Source organism: Streptomyces rimosus (genome assembly GCF_008704655.1).
Classification (GTDB): domain Bacteria; phylum Actinomycetota; class Actinomycetes; order Streptomycetales; family Streptomycetaceae; genus Streptomyces; species Streptomyces rimosus.
Map to the genome: position 1 here is coordinate 972571 of NZ_CP023688.1, position 18220 is coordinate 990790.

The 18220-nt window shown below is 72.3% G+C and carries 16 protein-coding genes and 1 pseudogene; 9 read left to right on the top strand and 8 right to left on the bottom strand.

The window, feature by feature from the left end:
* Positions 1–12 precede the first annotated feature (12 nt).
* The gene (locus CP984_RS03965) at positions 13–630 is read right to left on the bottom strand and encodes a TOPRIM nucleotidyl transferase/hydrolase domain-containing protein (protein ID WP_003984609.1); all 618 of its coding nucleotides are present in this window, start codon (positions 628–630) and stop codon (positions 13–15) included.
* Between the two features lie 57 nt (positions 631–687).
* Positions 688–1476, bottom strand: a pseudogene (locus CP984_RS03970) (MATE family efflux transporter); the annotation flags it as partial.
* 19 nt (positions 1477–1495) lie between these two features.
* Here CP984_RS03970 and CP984_RS03975 point away from each other — a divergent pair.
* From CP984_RS03975 to CP984_RS03990, 4 genes are all read left to right on the top strand, one after another.
* The gene (locus CP984_RS03975; RefSeq protein ID WP_053667590.1) at positions 1496–2590 is read left to right on the top strand and encodes an ABC transporter ATP-binding protein; all 1095 of its coding nucleotides are present in this window, start codon (positions 1496–1498) and stop codon (positions 2588–2590) included.
* A gap of 204 nt (positions 2591–2794) precedes the next feature.
* Entirely contained in the window at positions 2795–3241 is a 447-nt protein-coding gene (locus CP984_RS03980) for a cyclic nucleotide-binding domain-containing protein (protein ID WP_003984605.1), read from the top strand.
* 143 nt (positions 3242–3384) lie between these two features.
* Positions 3385–4059, top strand: a complete 675-nt coding sequence (locus CP984_RS03985; RefSeq protein WP_003984604.1) for a CBS domain-containing protein — start codon at positions 3385–3387, stop codon at positions 4057–4059.
* 178 nt (positions 4060–4237) lie between these two features.
* Positions 4238–5803 (top strand): AMP-binding protein, encoded by a 1566-nt coding sequence (locus tag CP984_RS03990; protein ID WP_003984603.1) that lies wholly within the window; start codon positions 4238–4240, stop codon positions 5801–5803.
* 27 nt (positions 5804–5830) lie between these two features.
* Here the strand turns inward: CP984_RS03990 and CP984_RS03995 are convergent, their stop codons facing one another.
* Positions 5831–6646 (bottom strand): alpha/beta fold hydrolase, encoded by an 816-nt coding sequence (locus CP984_RS03995; RefSeq protein ID WP_030182016.1) that lies wholly within the window; start codon positions 6644–6646, stop codon positions 5831–5833.
* Between the two features lie 290 nt (positions 6647–6936).
* On the opposite strand from CP984_RS03995, the gene CP984_RS04000 reads away from it, so the two are divergent.
* Positions 6937–8013: a glutamate--cysteine ligase 2 gene (locus tag CP984_RS04000; protein WP_030182015.1), complete on the top strand. Its 1077-nt coding sequence runs from the start codon at positions 6937–6939 to the stop codon at positions 8011–8013.
* A 306-nt stretch (positions 8014–8319) separates the two neighbouring features.
* Here the strand turns inward: CP984_RS04000 and CP984_RS04005 are convergent, their stop codons facing one another.
* On the bottom strand, positions 8320–9264 hold the full coding sequence (locus CP984_RS04005; RefSeq protein ID WP_003984600.1) for a helix-turn-helix transcriptional regulator: 945 nt from the start codon (positions 9262–9264) through the stop codon (positions 8320–8322).
* A 144-nt stretch (positions 9265–9408) separates the two neighbouring features.
* Between CP984_RS04005 and CP984_RS04010 the strand changes: the two genes are divergently transcribed.
* From CP984_RS04010 to CP984_RS42960, 3 genes are all read left to right on the top strand, one after another.
* The gene (locus CP984_RS04010; RefSeq protein ID WP_003984599.1) at positions 9409–10884 is read left to right on the top strand and encodes an MFS transporter; all 1476 of its coding nucleotides are present in this window, start codon (positions 9409–9411) and stop codon (positions 10882–10884) included.
* A 79-nt stretch (positions 10885–10963) separates the two neighbouring features.
* Entirely contained in the window at positions 10964–11527 is a 564-nt protein-coding gene (locus CP984_RS04015) for a GNAT family N-acetyltransferase (protein WP_003984598.1), read from the top strand.
* A gap of 566 nt (positions 11528–12093) precedes the next feature.
* Positions 12094–12345 carry a peptidoglycan-binding domain-containing protein gene (locus tag CP984_RS42960; RefSeq protein ID WP_003984596.1) on the top strand — a complete coding sequence of 84 codons (252 nt, stop codon included), beginning with the start codon at positions 12094–12096 and terminating at the stop codon, positions 12343–12345.
* A 241-nt stretch (positions 12346–12586) separates the two neighbouring features.
* Here CP984_RS42960 and CP984_RS04025 read toward each other — a convergent pair whose 3' ends face one another.
* Positions 12587–13546, bottom strand: a complete 960-nt coding sequence (locus tag CP984_RS04025; protein WP_003984595.1) for a D-2-hydroxyacid dehydrogenase family protein — start codon at positions 13544–13546, stop codon at positions 12587–12589.
* A gap of 178 nt (positions 13547–13724) precedes the next feature.
* On the opposite strand from CP984_RS04025, the gene CP984_RS04030 reads away from it, so the two are divergent.
* Positions 13725–14354: an RraA family protein gene (locus CP984_RS04030; protein WP_003984594.1), complete on the top strand. Its 630-nt coding sequence runs from the start codon at positions 13725–13727 to the stop codon at positions 14352–14354.
* On the opposite strand, the gene CP984_RS04035 is transcribed toward CP984_RS04030, so the two are convergent.
* From CP984_RS04035 to CP984_RS04045, 3 genes are all read right to left on the bottom strand, one after another.
* Entirely contained in the window at positions 14344–15621 is a 1278-nt protein-coding gene (locus CP984_RS04035) for a cytochrome P450 (RefSeq protein ID WP_003984593.1), read from the bottom strand. The genes CP984_RS04030 and CP984_RS04035 overlap by 11 nt on opposite strands.
* A 99-nt stretch (positions 15622–15720) precedes the next feature.
* Complete coding sequence (locus tag CP984_RS04040) at positions 15721–16356, bottom strand: LOG family protein (protein ID WP_003984592.1); 636 nt, start codon at positions 16354–16356, stop codon at positions 15721–15723.
* Entirely contained in the window at positions 16353–17930 is a 1578-nt protein-coding gene (locus CP984_RS04045; RefSeq protein ID WP_050504593.1) for an adenylosuccinate synthetase, read from the bottom strand. Before CP984_RS04045 ends, CP984_RS04040 begins: the two co-directional genes overlap by 4 nt.
* Positions 17931–18220 lie beyond the last annotated feature (290 nt).

An 18220-nucleotide genomic window follows, 5' to 3' on the forward strand; every position in this document is an offset into this window, starting at 1 on the left:
CGGGCGGTCACCTCACAGGCACGTGAGGAGGTCGTCGAGCGGGGCCGGTACCTGTCCGGTGTCGAGGGCTTCGACCAGGAGGCGGCCGTAGCGGATCTTGCGGAGCTTCTTCGTGCCGAGGAAGCGCCGCAACTGCTGCTGCCGGGACCGGCCGAGCTGCGCGGGCTGGTGCAGGAAGGTCTGCCAGGCACGCAGATCGCCCTCGGACCGTACGATCTCCTCGATCCGTGGCGTGCCCAGCGCGCGGATCAGCTCCTCCTCCAGGTCCCGCACACACACGGAGAAGCCCTGGCGCGGCGCTTGCGCGCGCTCCAGGGCGCGTTCGTAGTAGCGCTGCTCGTTCTCGTCGCACAGTCCCGCCAGGCGCAGGCCGAGGCCGGGCGGTCCGAGGAGCCCGGCGTAGCGGCCCACGCTCATCGCCCCGCCCATCGGCAGGACGCACACCCCTTCGGCGGTCAGGTCCCGGCCCCGCCGTACGGCCAGCGCCTCCACGGCCGCGAGGTCGCTCGGCCCTTCGAGCAGCACCGCCGTCCGCACCCCCAGCCGCGCCGCCAGCTCGCCCGCCGGCCCGCCGGAGCCTCCGGCCGCCCAGTCGCCGACCGCTTCCCGGAAAGCCCGCATGTCCGCCATGGAGCGAGTGTGCACCGCTGCCGACGGCACGGCACGGGAATATCGCCCGGCCTCTCCTCATACGGTCTGCGGCGCGGGCGTACGGGCGCGCAGGCTCGCCCCGTAGCGGCGCAGGAGCAGGACGGCCGTGGTGGCGAGGCCGGTGAGCAGGCCGAGCCAGATGCCGAGGGTGTGCAGCCCGGCGGCGTAGCCCAGGAGCCAGGCGGCGGGCAGGCCCACGGCCCAGTAGCCGACGAGGGTGATGCGGAAGCCGCCCGAGGTGTCGTCGAGGCCGCGCAGGAGGCCGACGCCGATGTTCTGGGCGCAGTCGAAGAACTGGAGGACCATGACGACCAGCAGCAGGCGGGTGGCGATGGAGACGGCTTCGGCGTCGCGGGGTGCTGCGGTGTCGAAGAACGGGCTGAGGACCAGGCCGGGCAGCGTGGCGTAGACGACGGCGACGACGGCCATGACGGCGCCCGCGCAGGCCAGGGCGGTGTTCCTGATGCGCAGGGCGGTGCCGGTGCGGCCGAGGGCGAGTTCGCGGCTGACGTTGATGGACGCGGCGTGCGAAAGGCCGACGGCGACCTGGAAGACGATGTAGACGAGCTGGTTGACGGCGGTGTGCGCGGCCAGCGCCGCGCTCCCGAACGAGCCCGCCATCAGGGCGGTGACGGAGAAGAAGCCCGCCTCGGAGCCGTATGTCGCGGCGATGGGCACGCCGAGCCGGACGAGGCGGCGCACCGTGGCGCGGTCGGTCCGGGCGATGTTCAGGCTGAGCAGCGGCGCCAGTACGGTGTCCCGCTTGGCGGAGGCGTACAGCGCCAGGAAGGAGAGGAGGTACACGAGCGTGGTGGCCACTCCCACGAAGGCGGTCGAACGGCTCATGGCCGACTGCCACTTGCCCGCTTCCCTCGCCCATCACCGGCCCGGTGCCCTGTCCGGCGGCCAGCAGCGCCGCCTCGCGCTGGCCCGCGCGCTGGCCCGGCGCCCGGAGGTACTGCTGCTGGACGAGCCCACCGCGGGACTGGACGCCGCCCTGCGCGACGAGATCACCGCCCTCCTGCGGCGGCTCGCCACCGAGCATGGCCTCGCCGTGGTGATGGCGAGCCATGATCCGGACGTGGTGGAGAAGTGTGCCGATATGGTGGTCGCCCTCGCCACCGGAGACGCGCCTTACGCACCGTACGTACCGGGAGCTCCGTACGTACCTGGCGCACCGTCCGCTCCCCGGAGCCGCCCGCCCAACGCCCCCATCACGCTCCCCGAAGGTCTGCGCGCCGAGAACCTGCATGTGGCCTTCTCCCACCGGGGCCACACCCACCAGGCCCTGGCGGGCGCCGACTTCCACGCCCCCACCGGCTCAGCCACCGGCATCACCGGCCCTTCCGGCTGCGGCAAGACCACCCTTCTGCGGACCCTCGCGGGCCTCCAGGCACCGCAGTCCGGCACCCTCACCTGGGACGGCCGGCCCCTGCCCGCGCCCGTACGCAAACGCAGCCGCGACATGCAGCGGCGCATCCAGTTCGTCCCACAGAACCCACTCGGCGCCCTCAACCCGGCCCGCACGATCGGCGCCACCCTCGCCCGCCCGCTCCGGCTCCACCGCATCGTCGGCGTACGGGAGATGCCCGCCAGGGTCGGCGGCCTCCTCGACGCCGTCGGCCTGCCCGGCGACTTCGCCCACCGCTATCCCCACGAACTCTCCGGCGGACAGCGTCAACGCGCCTCCATCGCCCGCGCCCTGGCCACCGAACCGGACCTCCTCCTGTGCGACGAGGTCACCTCCGCCCTCGACCCGGCCACCGCCACCGCGGTCCTGGACCTCCTCGCCCACCTGCGCGCCACGCGGCAGTTGACCCTCGTCCTCGTCAGCCACGAGACCGACCTGATCGGCGGTTACACGGACACCGTGCATCTGCTGCGGGGCGGGCGCGTAGTCCGGCCCGCGGCGCCGTGTGAGGACGCCGCGTCGGCATAGCGCAGTCGCGGAATCCGAGCCCGTGGCCAATTCTGTCGGCCCGTGAGGGCTGTTCGGCCGGGCCGCAGGGCTGATCGGCCCCTGCCCGGGCATCCGCAGGCGGCGGACGCTGATGGTATGGGAACCGCCGGTGCCCGACGGCCCGCCCCCGAGGGCCGCGGGCGCCGGCGCCGCGGAGGAAGCGGAGGTGGAGCGGTGAGGACGATGACCGGACGGCTCGGTGCGCTGCCGGCGGAACACCGCGAGCGGCTGATGGCACGGGCGCGGGAGGTCTCCTTCCCGGCCGGCGTGCGCATCTTCGAGGAGGACCGTAGGGCCGACCGCTTCTGGATCGTCCGGACCGGAGCGGTCCAGCTCGACATCCGGGTGCCGGGCCGCCGCGCCGCGGTGGTCGAGACGCTGCACCCGGGCGACCCGCTGGGCTGGTCCTGGCTCTTCCCGCCGTACAGCTGGCAGCTGGGCGCGGAGACGCTGAGCCCGGTACGGGCCTGGGAGTTCGACGCGCAGGAGGTCCGGGCGCTGTGCCAGGAGGACCCGGTGCTCGGCCACGCGCTCGTGCTCATGTACGCCGAGGTGATCGGCGACCGGCTGCGGTGCGCGCGTACCCGGCTGCTGGACCTGTACGGACCGTACGGCAGCGGAGTGCGCTGACGACCACCTGTGTCCGGGCCCCGGCCGGGCGCCCGGGGCCCGGGCACAGGTTCCCACCGCCGGCCCCCGGCCGGGACGGTGTGTGGTGCACGGGCCCGCGAGGCACAACCCTGGGGGAAGAGCCCGCGCTGAAGGAGTCCGTGATGCAGGAGCCCGAGACGCAAGGGAACAGCCTCCGCACTGTCGGCGACGTGATGACCCGCACCGTGATCAGCATCGGCCGCGCCGCCCCGTTCAAGGAAATCGTCCGCACGATGGAACAGTGGAAGGTCAGCGCCCTGCCCGTCGTCGAGGGCGAGGGGCGGGTGGTCGGCGTGGTGTCCGAGGCGGATCTGCTGCCCAAGGAGGAGTTCCGCGACCACACGCCCTCCCGCATCGAGCAGCTGCGGGTCCTGGACGCCCTGATCAAGTCCGGTGGGGTGACCGCCGACGAGCTGATGACCGCGCCCGCCGTGACCGTGCACGCGGACGCCACCCTGGCCCAGGCGGCGCGCACCATGGCCTGGTACCGCATCAAGCGGATGCCGGTGGTGGACGCCGTGGGGCGGCTCGAAGGGGTGGTCAGCCGCAGTGACCTGCTCAAGGTCTTCCTCCGCGAGGACGAGGACATCGCCGAGGAGGTCCGCCGCACGGTCGTCGGCCAGCTCTTCACCCACCGTGTGCACGACCTGACCGTCGAGGTGTCCGAGGGCATCGTCACGCTCTCCGGCACCCTGGCCGACACCTCGCTCATACCGGTGGCCGCGCGGCTGGCCCGCGCGGTCGAAGGGGTGGTCGAGGTCGACATACGGCTGAGGGGCGGCCCGGAACGGCCGTAAGGGGCGGGGCCGCCCCGTCCCACGCTCCGGGCGGCCCCGTACAGCACGGGCGAGCGCGACGCGCCAGCCACTTTTCAGACATCACGCGCTGTTCATCGGCGCGACACCTTCATACGGCAACCGGTTGTTAGCTTACCGAGAAGTAGTAATCGCCTACATCCGTAGGGAGAAATACTTCATGACCACCGAGGCCGACATCGCCGCCGTAAAGGTGAATTCCCCCACGACCGCATTCCGCACCTATGTCGAATCGATTCTCCACGTGCTGTCCGCCGCACCGGACCGCCCCGTCGTCACCACGGCGGACGGCCGCCAGGTCACCGCCGGTGAATTCCGCGACGACGTCTACCGCATCGCGCGCGAATTGCGCGGCTGGGGTATCGGGCGCGGCAGCACCGTGTCCCTGCTCTCCGGTAACCGGCCCGAAGCCCTCACCGCCCGGTACGCGGCCAATCTGCTCGGCGCCCGCGCCGTCTTCCTGTACCAGGGCATGGCCCCCGAGACGCTGGCGCACATCGCCCGGAGCGTGGACACCGCGCTGCTGCTCGTCGACCCGGAGCTGCCGGAGGCCACCGAAAGCCTGCTGGCCCACGCGCGGCCCCCGTACGTCCTGTCCTTCGGCCCCGGTGCGCACGGCCAGGACCTGCTGGCGCGCGCCGCGCGGCACGAGCCCCGCCCCGTACGGAGCGCGGCACGCGCCGAGGACGACTGGTGCATCCGCCACACCGGCGGCACCACCGGCGTCCCCAAGGGCGTCCGGATGCCGCACGGCCCCTACGAGGCCATGCTCGCCTTCGGCTCCCTCGGCGCCGGCGAACCGCCCCGCTTCCTGGCCTGCACCACCCTCGCCCACGTGGCCGGCAACATCGCCGACGCCACCCTCCTGGCCGGCGGCTCCGTGGTCCTCCAGGAGTCCTTCGACCCCGGCCGGGTGCTCGCCGCGGTCGAACGCGAGCGGATCAGCCACCTGTGGCTGCTGCCCCCGCTGATCTACCGCCTGCTCGACCACCCCGCCCTGGTCGGCACCGATCTGTCCAGCGTCCGGCGGATCTCCTACGGCGGCTGCGCCGCGTCGCCGACACGGCTGCGGCAGGCCCACGAGACCTTCGGCGCGGTCCTGTTCGGCGGTTACGGCCAGTCCGAGGCGGGCCATGTCACCGTCATCGGCCCTGACGAGCACGCGAAGATGCCCGCGGACGGGCAGGCCACGGTCGGCCGCGTGATCCCCGGCGTCGAGGTCGCGATCCACGACGAGCACGGCGCCCCCGTACCCGTCGGCGCGGTGGGCGAGATCCGGGTCCGCTCCGGCCAGGCCATGACCGGCTACTGGAAGCAGCCCGAACTGACCGCACAGGTGCTGCGCGACGGATGGATGCACACCGGTGACCTCGGCCACCTCGACCACGAGGGCTACCTCTACATCGTCGACCGGCTCAAGGACATGATCATCGTGGTGGGCGGCCACGTCTACACCAGCGAGCTGGAGGACCTGCTGCTCACCCACCCGGACATCGCCCACTGCGCGGCGTTCGGCGTGCGCGGCCCGGATGCCGGCGAGGAGGTGCACATCGCGGTCGTCCCCGTACCGGAGCGCCCGCTCGACCTGGACCAGGTACGGGAGTACGTCACCCGGCACAAAGGCGCGATGTACGCGCCCTCCGGAATGCACCTGGTCACGGAGATCCCGCTGACGCCGGTGGGCAAGCCCGACAAGAAGCGGATTCGGGAGATGCTGGATGAGTGAAGGAGGATCGGGGCCAGGAGCGGTGAATCAGACTTTCCGCCACCCCGCGAAGAATTCCACGATGGCGGAATTCACCAGCTCCGGCTTTTCCAGATACCCGTAATGACCGCACCCGGCCAGCTCGGTGTACGCGGCGCCGGGAATGCACTCGGCGACCTCGCGCACCAACTGCGGACGGACGATCCGGTCGTCCCCGAACCCGATGACCAGACACGGGCAGCGAATGGCCCGGTACGCGGGCCGCCGGTCCCGGATCACCTGAAGGCCCAACTGGCCGCGGACACCGGTGAAATCCGTCGCCGCCGTCATCTCGAAGATGTCCAACCAGCCCCGCAGCCGCTCCTCGTCGGCGAGCGTCTCCCCCGACAGGTACTGCAGGGCCTGGACGTAGGCGGCGTACCGGGGCGGGAGCACGGCCCCGCTGTCGCACAGGGCGATCTCGGCCGACGCCATCACACCGACCAGCGTGTCCGCCCGGCCGATGGTCGCCATCAGCACGGCCTGGCCGACGAGTCCGGGCCGGGCGACGAGCAATTCCTGTACGACGATCGACCCCAGCGAGAAACCCACGACGCGGCATGGCCCCGGGCTCACATGGGCGATGAGAGCGGCGAGGTCGGCCGCCATGTCGTCGAGCGTGAAAGGACGCTCGGGGTGACCGTTCGGCGCGACGCCCCGGTGGTCGAAGGTGATCACCCGGTATCCGGCCGCGGTCAGGGCGGGCACCTGGTGCGCGCGCCACACCCGTCCGGGCGCGCCGGTCCCGGTGACCATCACGACCGGTTCCCCGGACCCGTACTCCTGGTACGCGAGACGCATTCCGTTCGTCCTCAGCACCGGCATCGGCCCGTTCCCTCCCCCGCCCACGGAACAACCCGGACATGCACACCATCACAGCAGATCCGACCGTCCGCGCACCGGTGTCCAACCGACCGATCTCCCGCGGAGGCGGTGCGGACCACGGCGAGTTCCCGGCGGAACGGAAACAGCCCGGGGCGATGCGGCAGCCCCCGCTCTCATCACGCCACTCGGTGGCCGCCCGACCCCTTGTGCCGTGCCGCGCGAGCGTTTCCTATGACAGCAGGCCCGAAAACCCGTCCTGCCGGCCGTCGCCGGTCGAGAGAGGCTGTCGTATGCGGAGCGTGGGTGTGGAAGAAGAACTGCTCCTGGTGGATCCGTACTCGGGAGAGCCGCGAGCCGTCGCCGGGACCGTGCTGGCCTCGACTCCGCACGATTCCACGTTGGACAAGGAACTGCACCGCGAGCAGCTGGAGATCGCCACCCGCCCCAGGACGCTGATCGAGGACCTGGCCGAGGAGGTCGGACGCTGGCGCGGCGAGGCGGCGCACCGGGCGCGCCGGGCCGGTACGGAGCTGGCGGCCCTGGCCACCTCTCCCCTGCCCGTGACGCCGTCCCTCAGTGTGGACGAGCGCTACCAGCGGCTGGAGGAGGAGTTCGGCCGTACCGCACAGGAGCAGCTGGCCTGCGGCTGCCACATCCACGTGGCCGTGGAGTCCGACGACGAGGGCGTGGCCGTACTGGACCGCATCCGCCCCTGGCTCCCGACTCTCCTGGCCCTGAGCGCCAACTCGCCCTTCTGGCAGGGCAAGGACACCCGGTACAGCAGCTACCGGAGCCGGGTATGGGGCCGTTGGCCGTCCTCCGGACCGATGGAGCCGTTCGGGAGCGCGGAGAACTATCACCGGCGGGTACAGGAGATGCTGGCGACCGGCACCCTGCTCGACGAGGGCATGATCTACTTCGACGCCCGGCTGTCGCGCCACTACCCCACCGTCGAGATCAGAGTCGCCGACGTGTGCTTGCAGTCCGACGACACGGTGCTGCTCGCCGCGCTGACCCGCGGACTGGTCGAGACCGCCGCCCGCGCGTGGCGCGCGGGCGAGCCGCCGGACTCCGCCGGCATCGGCCTGCTGCGGCTCGCCACCTGGCGGGCCGGCCGGTCGGGCCTCTCCGGCCGGCTCGTCCACCCGCTCACCTGGACCCCGGCCCCCGCCGAAGCCGTGGTCCGCGCCCTCCTCGACCACGTCAGCGAGGCCCTGGAGGACATCGGCGACCTCGCCCTCGCCAAGGAGGGCCTCGACACCCTGATGGGCCGCGGCAACGGGGCCCAGGTACAGCGGGAACTGCTGGCGCGTACGGGGGACCTGCGGTCGGTCGTCGGGGAGTGCGTGCGGCGTACCGCGGCCTGAGGGGGGCGGGGTGCGGGTTACGGGGGCGAGCCGCGGACAACGGTGCGCCCCGGGGGAAATGCCGCACATGAACGACGCCTTCACACTCCTCCGGCACGCGACCGGACTCCTCCCCACAGGAGCCCGCACCACGAGCCTCCTGGCCGCTCCTCACGAACGCCGCGCGCCAGCTCTGGCTGATGGCGCAGGCCCCACACGGCTCAGTCGAGGCCCAGTCCGTCCTCGTACGCCTCGGAAACGCGCGCGAGTTGTTGCGTGAGAGCCATATCGGCAGTATCCGGTTGAGGTATCCGCAGGTGAAAGGGATTATTCGGGATTCAACGCGCCCTCGGCGCCCGGCTCCGAAGTCACACCCCGATCACCCGCCGCGCATTCGCTCAGCGCCCCCAATTTCCCGGCCGTCCCGTCGTCCGACGGCAGGCAGGAGACCAGCGTGACCCCTGGCGTGTCGACCGGTGTGAGTTTGACGTAGTCGAACGTCAGGCGGCCCAGGTGCGGGTGGTCGAAGACGCGGCGGGTGGGGCGGAATTCGGCGATGTCGTGGGTGTCCCACCAGGTGCGGAATTCCTCGCTGCGTTCGCGGAGTTCGGCGGTCAGGCGGGTGAACGCCGGGTCGCCGGTGTGCCGGTCTGCGCTGGCTCGGTACTGCTCCAGCAGCGTACGGGCCTGGTCGGGCCAGTCGGCCAGGAGCGTACGGATGCGGGGGTCGGTGAATACCAGGCGGAGCAGATTGCGTTCGGGATCGTCCCAGTGGGCCGGGTCCCCGATGAGGCCCGCTTCGGCGCGGTTCCAGGCCAGCAGGTCCCAGTTGGCGGCGACCACGTACGCCGGGTGCGGGTCGAGCGCGTCCACGAGCCGCTGCAACGGCCGGCCTCCGGCCCGTACCGCGTCGGGCGCCGGCAACGGCTGTCCGGCCAGGGCGAACAGGTGGCGGGTCTCGGCCGGGGACAGGTACAGGACCCGGGCCAGACTGTGCAGTACCTGACGGCTCACGGTGATGTCCCTGGCCTGTTCGAGCCACGTGTACCACGTGACGCTGACACCCGACAGGGTCGCGACCTCCTCGCGGCGCAGTCCGGGCGTACGGCGGCGCGGGCCCGCCGGGAGGCCCGCGTCACCGGGGGCGATGCGTTCCCGGCGGGAGCGGAGGAAGGCGGCCAGCACCCGGCGCCGTTCGGGGCCGGATGCCGTTCCCGCCCCGCTCGGCACGGCCTCGCGCCGCCCGTCCGTCCCGGCTTCGCGCCTGCTCATCGCGCTTCTTCCCCCGCCCGTTCACCCGTTCAGGACGCGTGCCCCCGTCATCGCTCCCAGTGCTTCCGACCTCATGGGGGTACCGCCACCACCAGCATAAATGGCCTCTGTTCCCTCGCCCGGGCCCGGACGAGGGTCGGGATCATGACGTACACCAGACCACCGGCCGACTCCGGATACGACGTCCTTAGGGCGGACGCGGATCGTGCCCACGCCGCGCCATCCCCCTGGCGCGCCCTCTCCGTCGTCCTCATCGGCATCTTCGTGGCCGTACTGGACACCTTCATCGTCCTCGTGGCCACTCCGGCCATCCAGCGGGACCTGCATGCCTCGGACGCGGATGTGCAGCTCGTCCTCGCCGGCTATCAGCTCGCCTACGCCGTCGCCCTGATCACCGGCGCCCGTCTCGGCGACCTGTTCGGCCGCAAACGGTGCTTCCTGATCGGTATGGCTCTCTTCACGCTCGCTTCGGTGGCCTGTGCTGCCGCACCCGGCGCCGGAGCACTGATCGGCGCACGCCTCGTCCAGGGACTCGGCGCCGCCGTGATGTCCCCGCAGGTCTTCTCGACGATCCAGGTGCTGCTGCCGCCGGAGCGGCGCGCACGGGCGTTCGGTGTGCTCGGCGCGGTCATCGGTACGGCCGGGGTCGCCGGACAGCTCCTCGGCGGCGTGCTGGTCTCCGCCGATCTCTTCGGTACGTCCTGGCGCCCGATCTTCTGGGTGAACGTACCCGTCGGCCTGCTCACGCTGGCGCTGGCGGCCGTCCTCGTCCCCGAGTCGCGGGCCCCGGAGGCGCGCCGCCTCGACCTGGCGGGCGCGGCCGTCCTGACGCCCGCGCTCTTTCTCCTCGTCGTACCGCTGGTCGAGGGCCGGGAGGCCGGCTGGCCGCTGTGGACGTGGCTCAGCCTGGCCCTGGGGGCACTGGCCCTCGTCGCCTTCGCGCGCGTGGAACGCCGGGTGGAGGCACGCGGCGGTTCCCCTCTCGTACGGCTGCGTCTGCTGCGGTCGCGCGCCTTCGCGGTCGGAATGGTGCTGGTCCTGCTCACGTACTTCGGGATCAACTCCTTCTTCCTGGTCCTGTCCGTCACCCTTCAGGACGGCCTCGGCCTGGGCACTCTCGCCGCCGGAGCCTTCTATCTGCCGTTCGCGGCGGCCTTCTTCGCCGGCAGCCTCGCCGCCGGGCGCCTGGCCCGTTACGGGCGGCGCCTGTTGCAGGCCGGGGCGCTCGTCCTCGGCCTCGGTCACGCGGCCGCCATCGCCGTCGTCCTCCAGGCCGGGGCCGCGCTGACCGCCTGGCATCTCGCCGTACCGCTGCTGGTGATCGGCGCGGGCACCGGCGTGCTGGTCACGCCGCTGCTCAATGCCGTACTCGCCCGCGTACGTCCCGCGGAGATCGGCATGGCCTCCGGCATCCTCTCCACCAGCCAGCAGGTGGGCGGCTCGGTCGGCGTCGCCGCCATCGGCGTCATCTTCTACGGCACGCTGGGCGACGCCACACACCACGACCCGGCCGCGTACGGGCCCGCCCTGGCCGCCGCGCTGGCCTTCTGTCTGGCACTGGCCGTCGCGGTGTCCGTCCTGCTGCGGGCACTGCCACAGCCGCCCGGGGCGGGTCAGTAGGTGTCCGGGTCACCGGGCGGAATCCCCGTGGAAAGATCACGCCATTACCCACGCACGGTTTCGGTGACGGAGGACGACGATGTTCGCGATATCCCTGGGTGACGACGGTGCGGTGCTGTGCCCCCTCGAACCCTGGCAGGCCGAGGAGTTGCTGGCCCATATCGACCGGGGGCGGGAGTTCATCGGGCAGTACAACGGTCTGCCGGAGGTGCTGGGGGACTTGGACGCGTGCCGCGCGTTCCTCCGTACGTACGCGGAGAAGGTCGCCTCCGACACCGGGCACCTGTACGGCATCCGGACCGACGGCACGCTGGTCGGCGCGGTCTTCTTCCGGACGATGGACATCGCGCAGGGCACCGCCGAGGTGGGCTGCTGGCTGGAGCCGGCGGCCGCGGGCAAGGGGCTGGTGACCCGGGCCGTACGGGTGCTCATCGACTGGGCCGTGGAAGTGCGGGGCATCCACCGCGTGGAGTGGTGGGCCGCGGCGGAGAACCTGCCCAGCATCGCGGTGGCCCGGCGGCTGGGGATGACGCGGGACGGGGTCGCGCGCCAAAGCTATCCGTACCGGGGCAAGCGGCACGACATGGAGATCTGGTCGGTACTGGCGCCGGAGTGGCGGGCGCAGCGGTCGGCGGATCGCTGACCCCCGACAGGCGATCGACAGGCTATCGGCGGGCCCGGTTGGCCCCCAGCTGACCGCGGTCGGCACCGAAGGCCGTCACCGGCCCCTTCCGGGGCAGGTACCGCGGAAGTTGTACAACCTCTGCCGCTACCGCCGTTGGCGGAGCCCGGACATCAACTCCTGGTTGCCCCGATCTCCATGCGTGGGTTGACGAAGGGCACCACGCCGCACGGATAGCTTCTCCCCCGTGCCGCGCTGAGGCGAACGGGGAGCGTCACCGCCAGAGTCGCCGCAGCGCCGTACGGCCATCAGTGGGTGTATCGGTACGGCCGATGACGTACGCGTCGGCCGTACCGGTGGCGCCCCATGCCCCGAAGGGGGAACGCAATGCGACCGAATGCCGTGACGAGGATTCTCGTCAGTGTCACCGCCGCCGCCGGAATCGCCGCCGGGGGCCTGGCGGGGGCGGGCGCCAGCTTCGCGGCGTCCGCGCCGACGGCCCAGCCGGTGATGAGCGCCGAGGCCGTCACCGTGCTCGCGGTGAACAACTTCGGTCTGTCCGTCGCGGAGGCCAAGAAGGTCCAGCGGTGGCTCAAGACGTACTGGGGGTACACCGGAGCGATCGACGGCCGGCTGGGACGGGCAGCTGGAAGGCGTTCCAGCGCTGCCTCAAGGCGAACTGGGGCTACACCGGAGCGATCGACGGGAAGGTCGGGTCCGGCACCGTCAAGACGCTGCAGCGTCTGCTGAAGCACAGCTGGGGCTACACCGGCCAGATCGACGGTGAGGCCGGCAAGGGGACCAAGGCCGCGTTCAGGCGGTTCGCCAACGGCATCTAGTATCCCGCCGACACCAGATGCCCCTGCGGCGCCCGATGTCCCATCGGCACCTCGTGTCCTCGCACGGTCGCTGACCGGCGGCTGACCGACGACTGACCGGCGAACCGCGTCGGGCGGCGCGCTGTCATCGGCGTGCCGCCCGATCGCCGGTGCACGAGGCGGTGTTACGAAGGTGCCGTCGCCGGGCAGCCCGGTGCTGACCGGTCCGGTGGCCACCGCCCGGGTTCCGGCCGGGTCCGGGTCACCCCAGCCGACGTATCGGCGCCCCTTGAAGGAACGCCTCGATGTCCTCGACAGCCTGGCCGTAATACGTACGGTAGTTGTCCCGGGACACATAACCGAGATGCGGCGTGGCCAGCAGCCGCGGTGCCGTGCGCATCGGGTGGCCGGCGGGCAGCGGCTCGGTGTCGAAGACGTCGATGCCCGCGCCGGCGATCCGGCCCTCGTGCAGCGCGGCGAGCAGGGCGTCCTGGTCGACGATGGCCGCGCGTGAGGTGTTCACCAGGTACGCGGTCGGTTTGAGCAGGGCCAGTTCGGGGGCGCCGAGCAGGCCGCGGGTGCGGTCGCTCAGGGCCAGGTGGACCGAGACGAAGTCGCTGGTACGGAGCAACTCCTCCAGGTTCGCCGCGAGGCCGGTGCCGACCTCGTCGGTCCGTTCCTCGGTGAGGTTTTGGCTCCATGCCACCACGTCCATGCCGAACGCCGCGCCGACCTGGGCGACCCGGCTGCCGATCTTGCCGAGTCCGAGCAGGCCGAGCCGCTTGCCGTGCAGGTCGGCGCCGACCGTGGACTGCCAGGGGCCGCCCGCGCGGAGCGCGTTGTGCTCGGTGACCACACCCCGGGCGAGGCCGAGGAGCAGGGCCCAGGTGAGTTCGACGGGCGGGGTGGACGAGCTGGCCGTACCGCATACGGTCACGCCGTGCTCCGCCGCGGCCGCGAAGTCGATCACGGAGTTGCGCATGCCCGAGGCGACGAGGAGCTTGAGCCGGGGCAGCCGGGCGAACAGCTCCGCCGGGAACGGCACCCGCTCGCGCAGCGTGACGACGATGTCGAAGCCGGCCAGCGCCTCGGCCAGTTCGTCCCCGGTGGCGAAGTGCCGGGTGAACCCGGTGACCTCCACCCGGTCCTGGACGGAGCTCCAGTCGGCGACGGTCGTGGCGATGTCCTGGTAGTCGTCGAGCACGGCGCAGCGCAGGTGCATGGCGGGTGTCTCCGTGGGTGCGGTGGGTGGTCGGGTGCCCGGCCCGCCGGGGCCACGCGGCACGGTGATCACACTACGGGCGCGGGGCGAGGGCCGTACCGCGGCCCGACGTCAAAAAGTGTAAAGGCCATCAAGAAACCCTGACGGTGGTCCGCCCGAGCCGGTAGAAGGGGGTTTCATGAACGACTTCTCCGGCTTCCGAAGCATCCCGACGACCACCCTCGCCGATCTCCTGGGCCGCACGCAGGTCATGGACGTCGGCATCCGTCCCCTGTGGTCCCCCGTCCCGCGCGTGGCCGGTCCCGCGTTCACCGTGCGGTGTCCGCCGGGTGACAACCTGATGCTGCACGCGGCCGTGCACCGGGCGGAGCCGGGTGCGGTCATCGTCGTCGAGTCGGGGGACATGGACTACGCGCTGGCCGGAGGAAACGTGTGTGCCGTCGCCCGGCGGCGCGGGGTCGCGGCGATCGTGGCGGACGGGCTGATCCGTGACCTAGGCGAGGTACGCGAGGCCGGTTTCCCCGTGTTCGCACGCGGGGTCATCCCCGTCCCCGGGTCGAAGGCGGCCGTCGCCCCGCTCAACGACCCGGTGCGCTGCGGCGGCGTGACCGTACGCGCCGGTGACATCGTGGTGGCCGACGAAGAGGGCGTCGTGGTCACCCCCGGGCCCGGGGACCGCCAGGAACAGGTGCTCGCCGACGCCCGGAAGAAGCTGGCCAAGGAGGCGGACGAGACCCTCGACGCCTGGGAGGCGGCCCACCGGGCCCGTATCGACACGATCCTGCGCGATCAGGGGTTCACGGAGTGAGCGTCCCGCCATCGGGCCTGGGAACGGCCGCTCCGCGGGGCTTACCGTCGCCGGTCCCGGGAGTGGCCGCTCCGGGGAGCGTCCAGTTGACCGGCACCGCCACCGGCAGTGTGACCGCGTAGTAGCGGTGCCATTCGATCTCGTCGGCGGGCACGGCCAGGCGCAGATCGGCGGTCCGCCCCAGCAGTACGCGCAGCGTCTCCGCGGCCTGCATGCGGGAGACCGGGCCGCCCGGACAGCGGTGCCGCCCGTCGCTGAACCGCAGGTGCGGGCCGGGCTCCCGGTCGATGTCGAGGCGGTGCGGGTCGGGGAAGACCCGCGGGTCGCGGTTGGCCGCGTCGGTGGACACCAGCACGAGGTCGCCCTCCCGTACGAGAACGCCGTCCAGCAGCACGTCCTCGCGCGCGTTGCGGGGCAGTGCGTCGCCCAGGAAGACCGTCCAGCGCAGCAGCTCGTCGACGGCCCGTGGCAGCAGCCCGGGGTCCTTCCGCAGCCGGGCCGTCACCTCCGGGTGCTGCATCAGCCCCACGGTCGCCGCGCCGAGGAAGGTGGCGGGGTTGCCGAACTGGGAGATGAGGAGGAAGACGAAGAGGTCGGCGACCTCCTCCTCGCTCAGTACGCCGGACGCGTCGCTGAGGGTGATGAGGCGGCCCAGCAGCCCTGCGCCGGACGCGCGCAGCCCGGGAAGCCGTCCGAGCATCCACGTAAGGGCCAGGTTCCAGCTCTCCGGCACGCCCTGCATGCTTTCCGGGCCGGTACGGAAGATGTTGAAGATTTCGGCGTTGTCCGGGCAGCCTTCCGGGTCCAGGCCCAGCAGTTCCATGGTGAGCGCGCGGGAGAGCGGCATGATGAACCCGTCCATCAGGTCGCCGGGTTGCTCTCCGGCCAGGAAGGTGTCCAGCAGCCCGTCGGCGATCTCCCGGACGCGGCCCGGTGTCAGGTACCGCTGGTGCGGTCCCACGCCTTGGAAGAGGTCCTGGAGGAGGCCCGCGTTCTCGCACTGGGTGCGGATGTCGGTGACCGAGAGCGGTGGGATGAGGGGGTCCTGCCGGGGCATCCAGGGGTCGGAGGTGAGGGTGAGGCTGAAGCGGCGGTCCCGGAGCACCGAGCGCACCAGCTCGTGGCCGGTCACCAGCCAGGCGTCGGTACCGGTGTTGGTCCGTACGCGCTGGATCGGGCGGTGGACCACCGATGCGGCCAGCTCGGGCGCGAGCTGGTCGCCCCGGAAGGCGAAAGGGTATCGAGGGAGACGTCCGGCGTCCGGCATGGGCTGGTGCTCCTTGTCTCGGCCTGGAGGGAGGGGCGGAAGGCAGGGCTGTTTCGAGGGGCGGCGGTGCCCCTGGGCACGTACCGCTCTTTCCGCGCGTCAGGTCTGCGACGGGCCGATCATCGGTGCCTCCGTGGGCGGGGCGGGCGGCCGGGCGGCCAGGCGCAGGGCGTCGTCCACGGACTTGGCGTGCTGGACGAGCTGCCGGTCGGCGTCGGACAGGAACCCTTCGTCGCGGGCGTGGTCCAGCATCCGGCCGAGGGGGCTGAAGAATCCGCCGTCGTCCAGGAGCACGATGCGCTTGTGGTGCAGGCCCAGTTGGGCCCAGGCGGTGATCTCGAAGAGTTCCTCCAGCGTGCCGTAGCCGCCGGGGAGGGCGAGGAAGGCGTCGCTCAGAGAGTGCATCAGGGCCTTGCGCTCGTGCATCGAGCCGACGATCCGCAGCTCGGTCAGGTCGCGCCGCCCGTACTCCCGGTCCATCAGCGCCTGCGGGATCACCCCGGTGATGCTGCCGCCCTCGGCGAGCACCGCGTCGGAGAGGGCGCCCATCACGCCGACGCCGCCCGCACCGTAGACGACGCGGATGCCGCGCCGGGCGCACGTCTGCCCCAGCCGTGCGGCGAGTTGGACGTGTGTGGGCCGCACGCCCGCACTGGCGCCGCAGAACACACACAGGCTCTTGAGCGTGCCGTCGGCCGCGTCCCCGGTGAAGCCGGTGTGCCGGTTCGGGTTCATGGCATCGTCCTCTTCTCTCGTCCATTGCGGACCGCCCGCAGCAGTCCCGCCGCCGCGGGCGCGGGCAGCAGGCCGGCCAGGCGTGCGGCGGGGTCGACGAGCAGATCCCGGTCCGCCGGGCCCGTGCCGGCCGCGGCCACTTCGACGCCCAGGAAGTCGGCGATATAGCGCAGGAAGGACCGCGCCTCGGGCGGGAGCTGGTCGTAGCGGGTCAGGCCGCGGGTGCGGTGGCGCCAGCCGGGCAGCCAGCAGTACAGCGGGCGGCAGCGTTCCAGGTACTCGTGGTCCGGTACGAATTCGCCGTACTCGCCGTTCGGCAGCTGGTACCCGACGCACACGCCGATACGGTCGAACCCGTCCAGGATGTCGAGCTTGGTCACCACCACGCTCGTGTAGCGGTTGAAGCCGGCGGCCCACCGCGCGTGCGCGAGGTCCAGCCAGCCGCAGCGCCGGGAGCGGCCCGTGGTGGTGCCGAACTCCTCCCCTGACCGGCGCAGGCGGTCGCCGAGTTCGCCGGCGTCCTCGGTGACGAAGGGGCCGTTGCCGACCATGGTCTGGTACGCCTTCAGCACGCCGACCCGGTGGCCGACCAGCGAGCCGTCCAGGCCGGTGCCGCTGGTGACGGAGTAGAAGGCGGTGGGCGAGGTCGTCACGTACGGGTACGTGCCGTGCTCCACGTCGAGCACCGGGCCCTGGGCGCCCTCCAGCAGGACCGAATACCCCGCCTCGACCGCGGCGCCGAGCAGCGCGACCGTGTCCGCCGCCAGGGACAGCAGCAGGTCGCGGTAGGTCTCCAGCCACTTCAGATCGCTGTCGGCGTGGCCGGACGGCAGGCCGAAGAAGCGGACGTTCTGCTCGATCCGGCGCCGCAGCAGATCGGGGTCCCGCAGGTCGCGCACCCGGATGCCGATGCGGTTGGCCTTGCTGACGTTGGCCGGGCCGATGCCGCGCCGGGTGGTGCCGATCACGTCCGAGCAGCGTCCGCCGCCGCTCTCCTGGCGGCCGTCGACGAGCCGGTGCAGCGGCAGTACGAGATGGGCCCGGTCGCTGATCACCAGCCGCCGGCGCAGCGCCGGTACGTGCGGGGCGAACGACGCGATCTCCTCGGCGAGGGTCTGCGGGTTGACCAGCACCCCGTTGGCGATGACGCCGAGCACGCCGGGGTGGCGCAGACCGGACGGCAGCAGATGGTTCTTGAGGGTGTGTTCCCCGCCCTCCGCGCCCTGGAAGACCGTGGTGTGCCCGGCGTTGTCCCCGCCCTGTACCCGGGCGGCGATCTGGTGCGCGGGCGCCAGCCGGTCGGTCATGGCGCCCTTGCCGCCATCGCCCTGCTGGAGGTCTCCCACCCAGGTGAGGTGCTGCTGCTCCGGCGGCGGGCCCGACGTCCGCGTCAACGGGGCCAGCAGCGCGCTGCGCCGTGCCTGGCGTGACGCGCCGAGTGCGGGCCACAGGGCGCGCGGGTCGCAGGGCGGCACGCGGTCGCGCGGGGCGTCGGGCGGCCGGGCCGGGGGGACGACCGGCGACGGGCCGGGGACCGTCGTCTCCTGGGCGCGGGCGGGGTCTGGGTCGGGCATGCGAGCCTCCACGGGGCGGTGCGGGTGTGGGGGAAAGGGTTCGCCGGGCCCGGCGGAGCCGGTTCCGGGAACGCGGTCAGGGACCGTGGCCCGGGGGCTGGGGACCAAGGCAAGGGCCCGGGGGCTGGTGGGGACCGGGGCCGGGGGTCCGGGGACGGGGACCAGGGGCCGGAGGTCCATGGCCGAAAGCCGGGAGCCGGGGCCGAGGCCGGGGCCGGAGCCAGGACCGGCGCACGGGTGCGGGCAGCGCGGCGGCTCCGGTTCCGTACGCGGGGGCCGATTCCGTACGC

Bases quoted from the DNA above. Each gene is read 5' to 3' on its own strand.
- CP984_RS03965 (WP_003984609.1), bottom strand. From the start codon at position 630: ATGGCGGACATGCGGGCTTTCCGGGAAGCGGTCGGCGACTGGGCGGCC.
- CP984_RS03975 (WP_053667590.1), top strand. From the start codon at position 1,496: ATGGCCGACTGCCACTTGCCCGCTTCCCTCGCCCATCACCGGCCCGGT.
- CP984_RS03980 (WP_003984605.1), top strand. From the start codon at position 2,795: ATGACCGGACGGCTCGGTGCGCTGCCGGCGGAACACCGCGAGCGGCTG.
- CP984_RS03985 (WP_003984604.1), top strand. From the start codon at position 3,385: ATGCAGGAGCCCGAGACGCAAGGGAACAGCCTCCGCACTGTCGGCGAC.
- CP984_RS03990 (WP_003984603.1), top strand. From the start codon at position 4,238: ATGACCACCGAGGCCGACATCGCCGCCGTAAAGGTGAATTCCCCCACG.
- CP984_RS03995 (WP_030182016.1), bottom strand. From the start codon at position 6,646: ATGCCGGTGCTGAGGACGAACGGAATGCGTCTCGCGTACCAGGAGTAC.
- CP984_RS04000 (WP_030182015.1), top strand. From the start codon at position 6,937: ATGCGGAGCGTGGGTGTGGAAGAAGAACTGCTCCTGGTGGATCCGTAC.
- CP984_RS04005 (WP_003984600.1), bottom strand. From the start codon at position 9,264: ATGAGCAGGCGCGAAGCCGGGACGGACGGGCGGCGCGAGGCCGTGCCG.
- CP984_RS04010 (WP_003984599.1), top strand. From the start codon at position 9,409: ATGACGTACACCAGACCACCGGCCGACTCCGGATACGACGTCCTTAGG.
- CP984_RS04015 (WP_003984598.1), top strand. From the start codon at position 10,964: ATGTTCGCGATATCCCTGGGTGACGACGGTGCGGTGCTGTGCCCCCTC.
- CP984_RS04025 (WP_003984595.1), bottom strand. From the start codon at position 13,546: ATGCACCTGCGCTGCGCCGTGCTCGACGACTACCAGGACATCGCCACG.
- CP984_RS04030 (WP_003984594.1), top strand. From the start codon at position 13,725: ATGAACGACTTCTCCGGCTTCCGAAGCATCCCGACGACCACCCTCGCC.
- CP984_RS04035 (WP_003984593.1), bottom strand. From the start codon at position 15,621: ATGCCGGACGCCGGACGTCTCCCTCGATACCCTTTCGCCTTCCGGGGC.
- CP984_RS04040 (WP_003984592.1), bottom strand. From the start codon at position 16,356: ATGAACCCGAACCGGCACACCGGCTTCACCGGGGACGCGGCCGACGGC.
- CP984_RS04045 (WP_050504593.1), bottom strand. From the start codon at position 17,930: ATGCCCGACCCAGACCCCGCCCGCGCCCAGGAGACGACGGTCCCCGGC.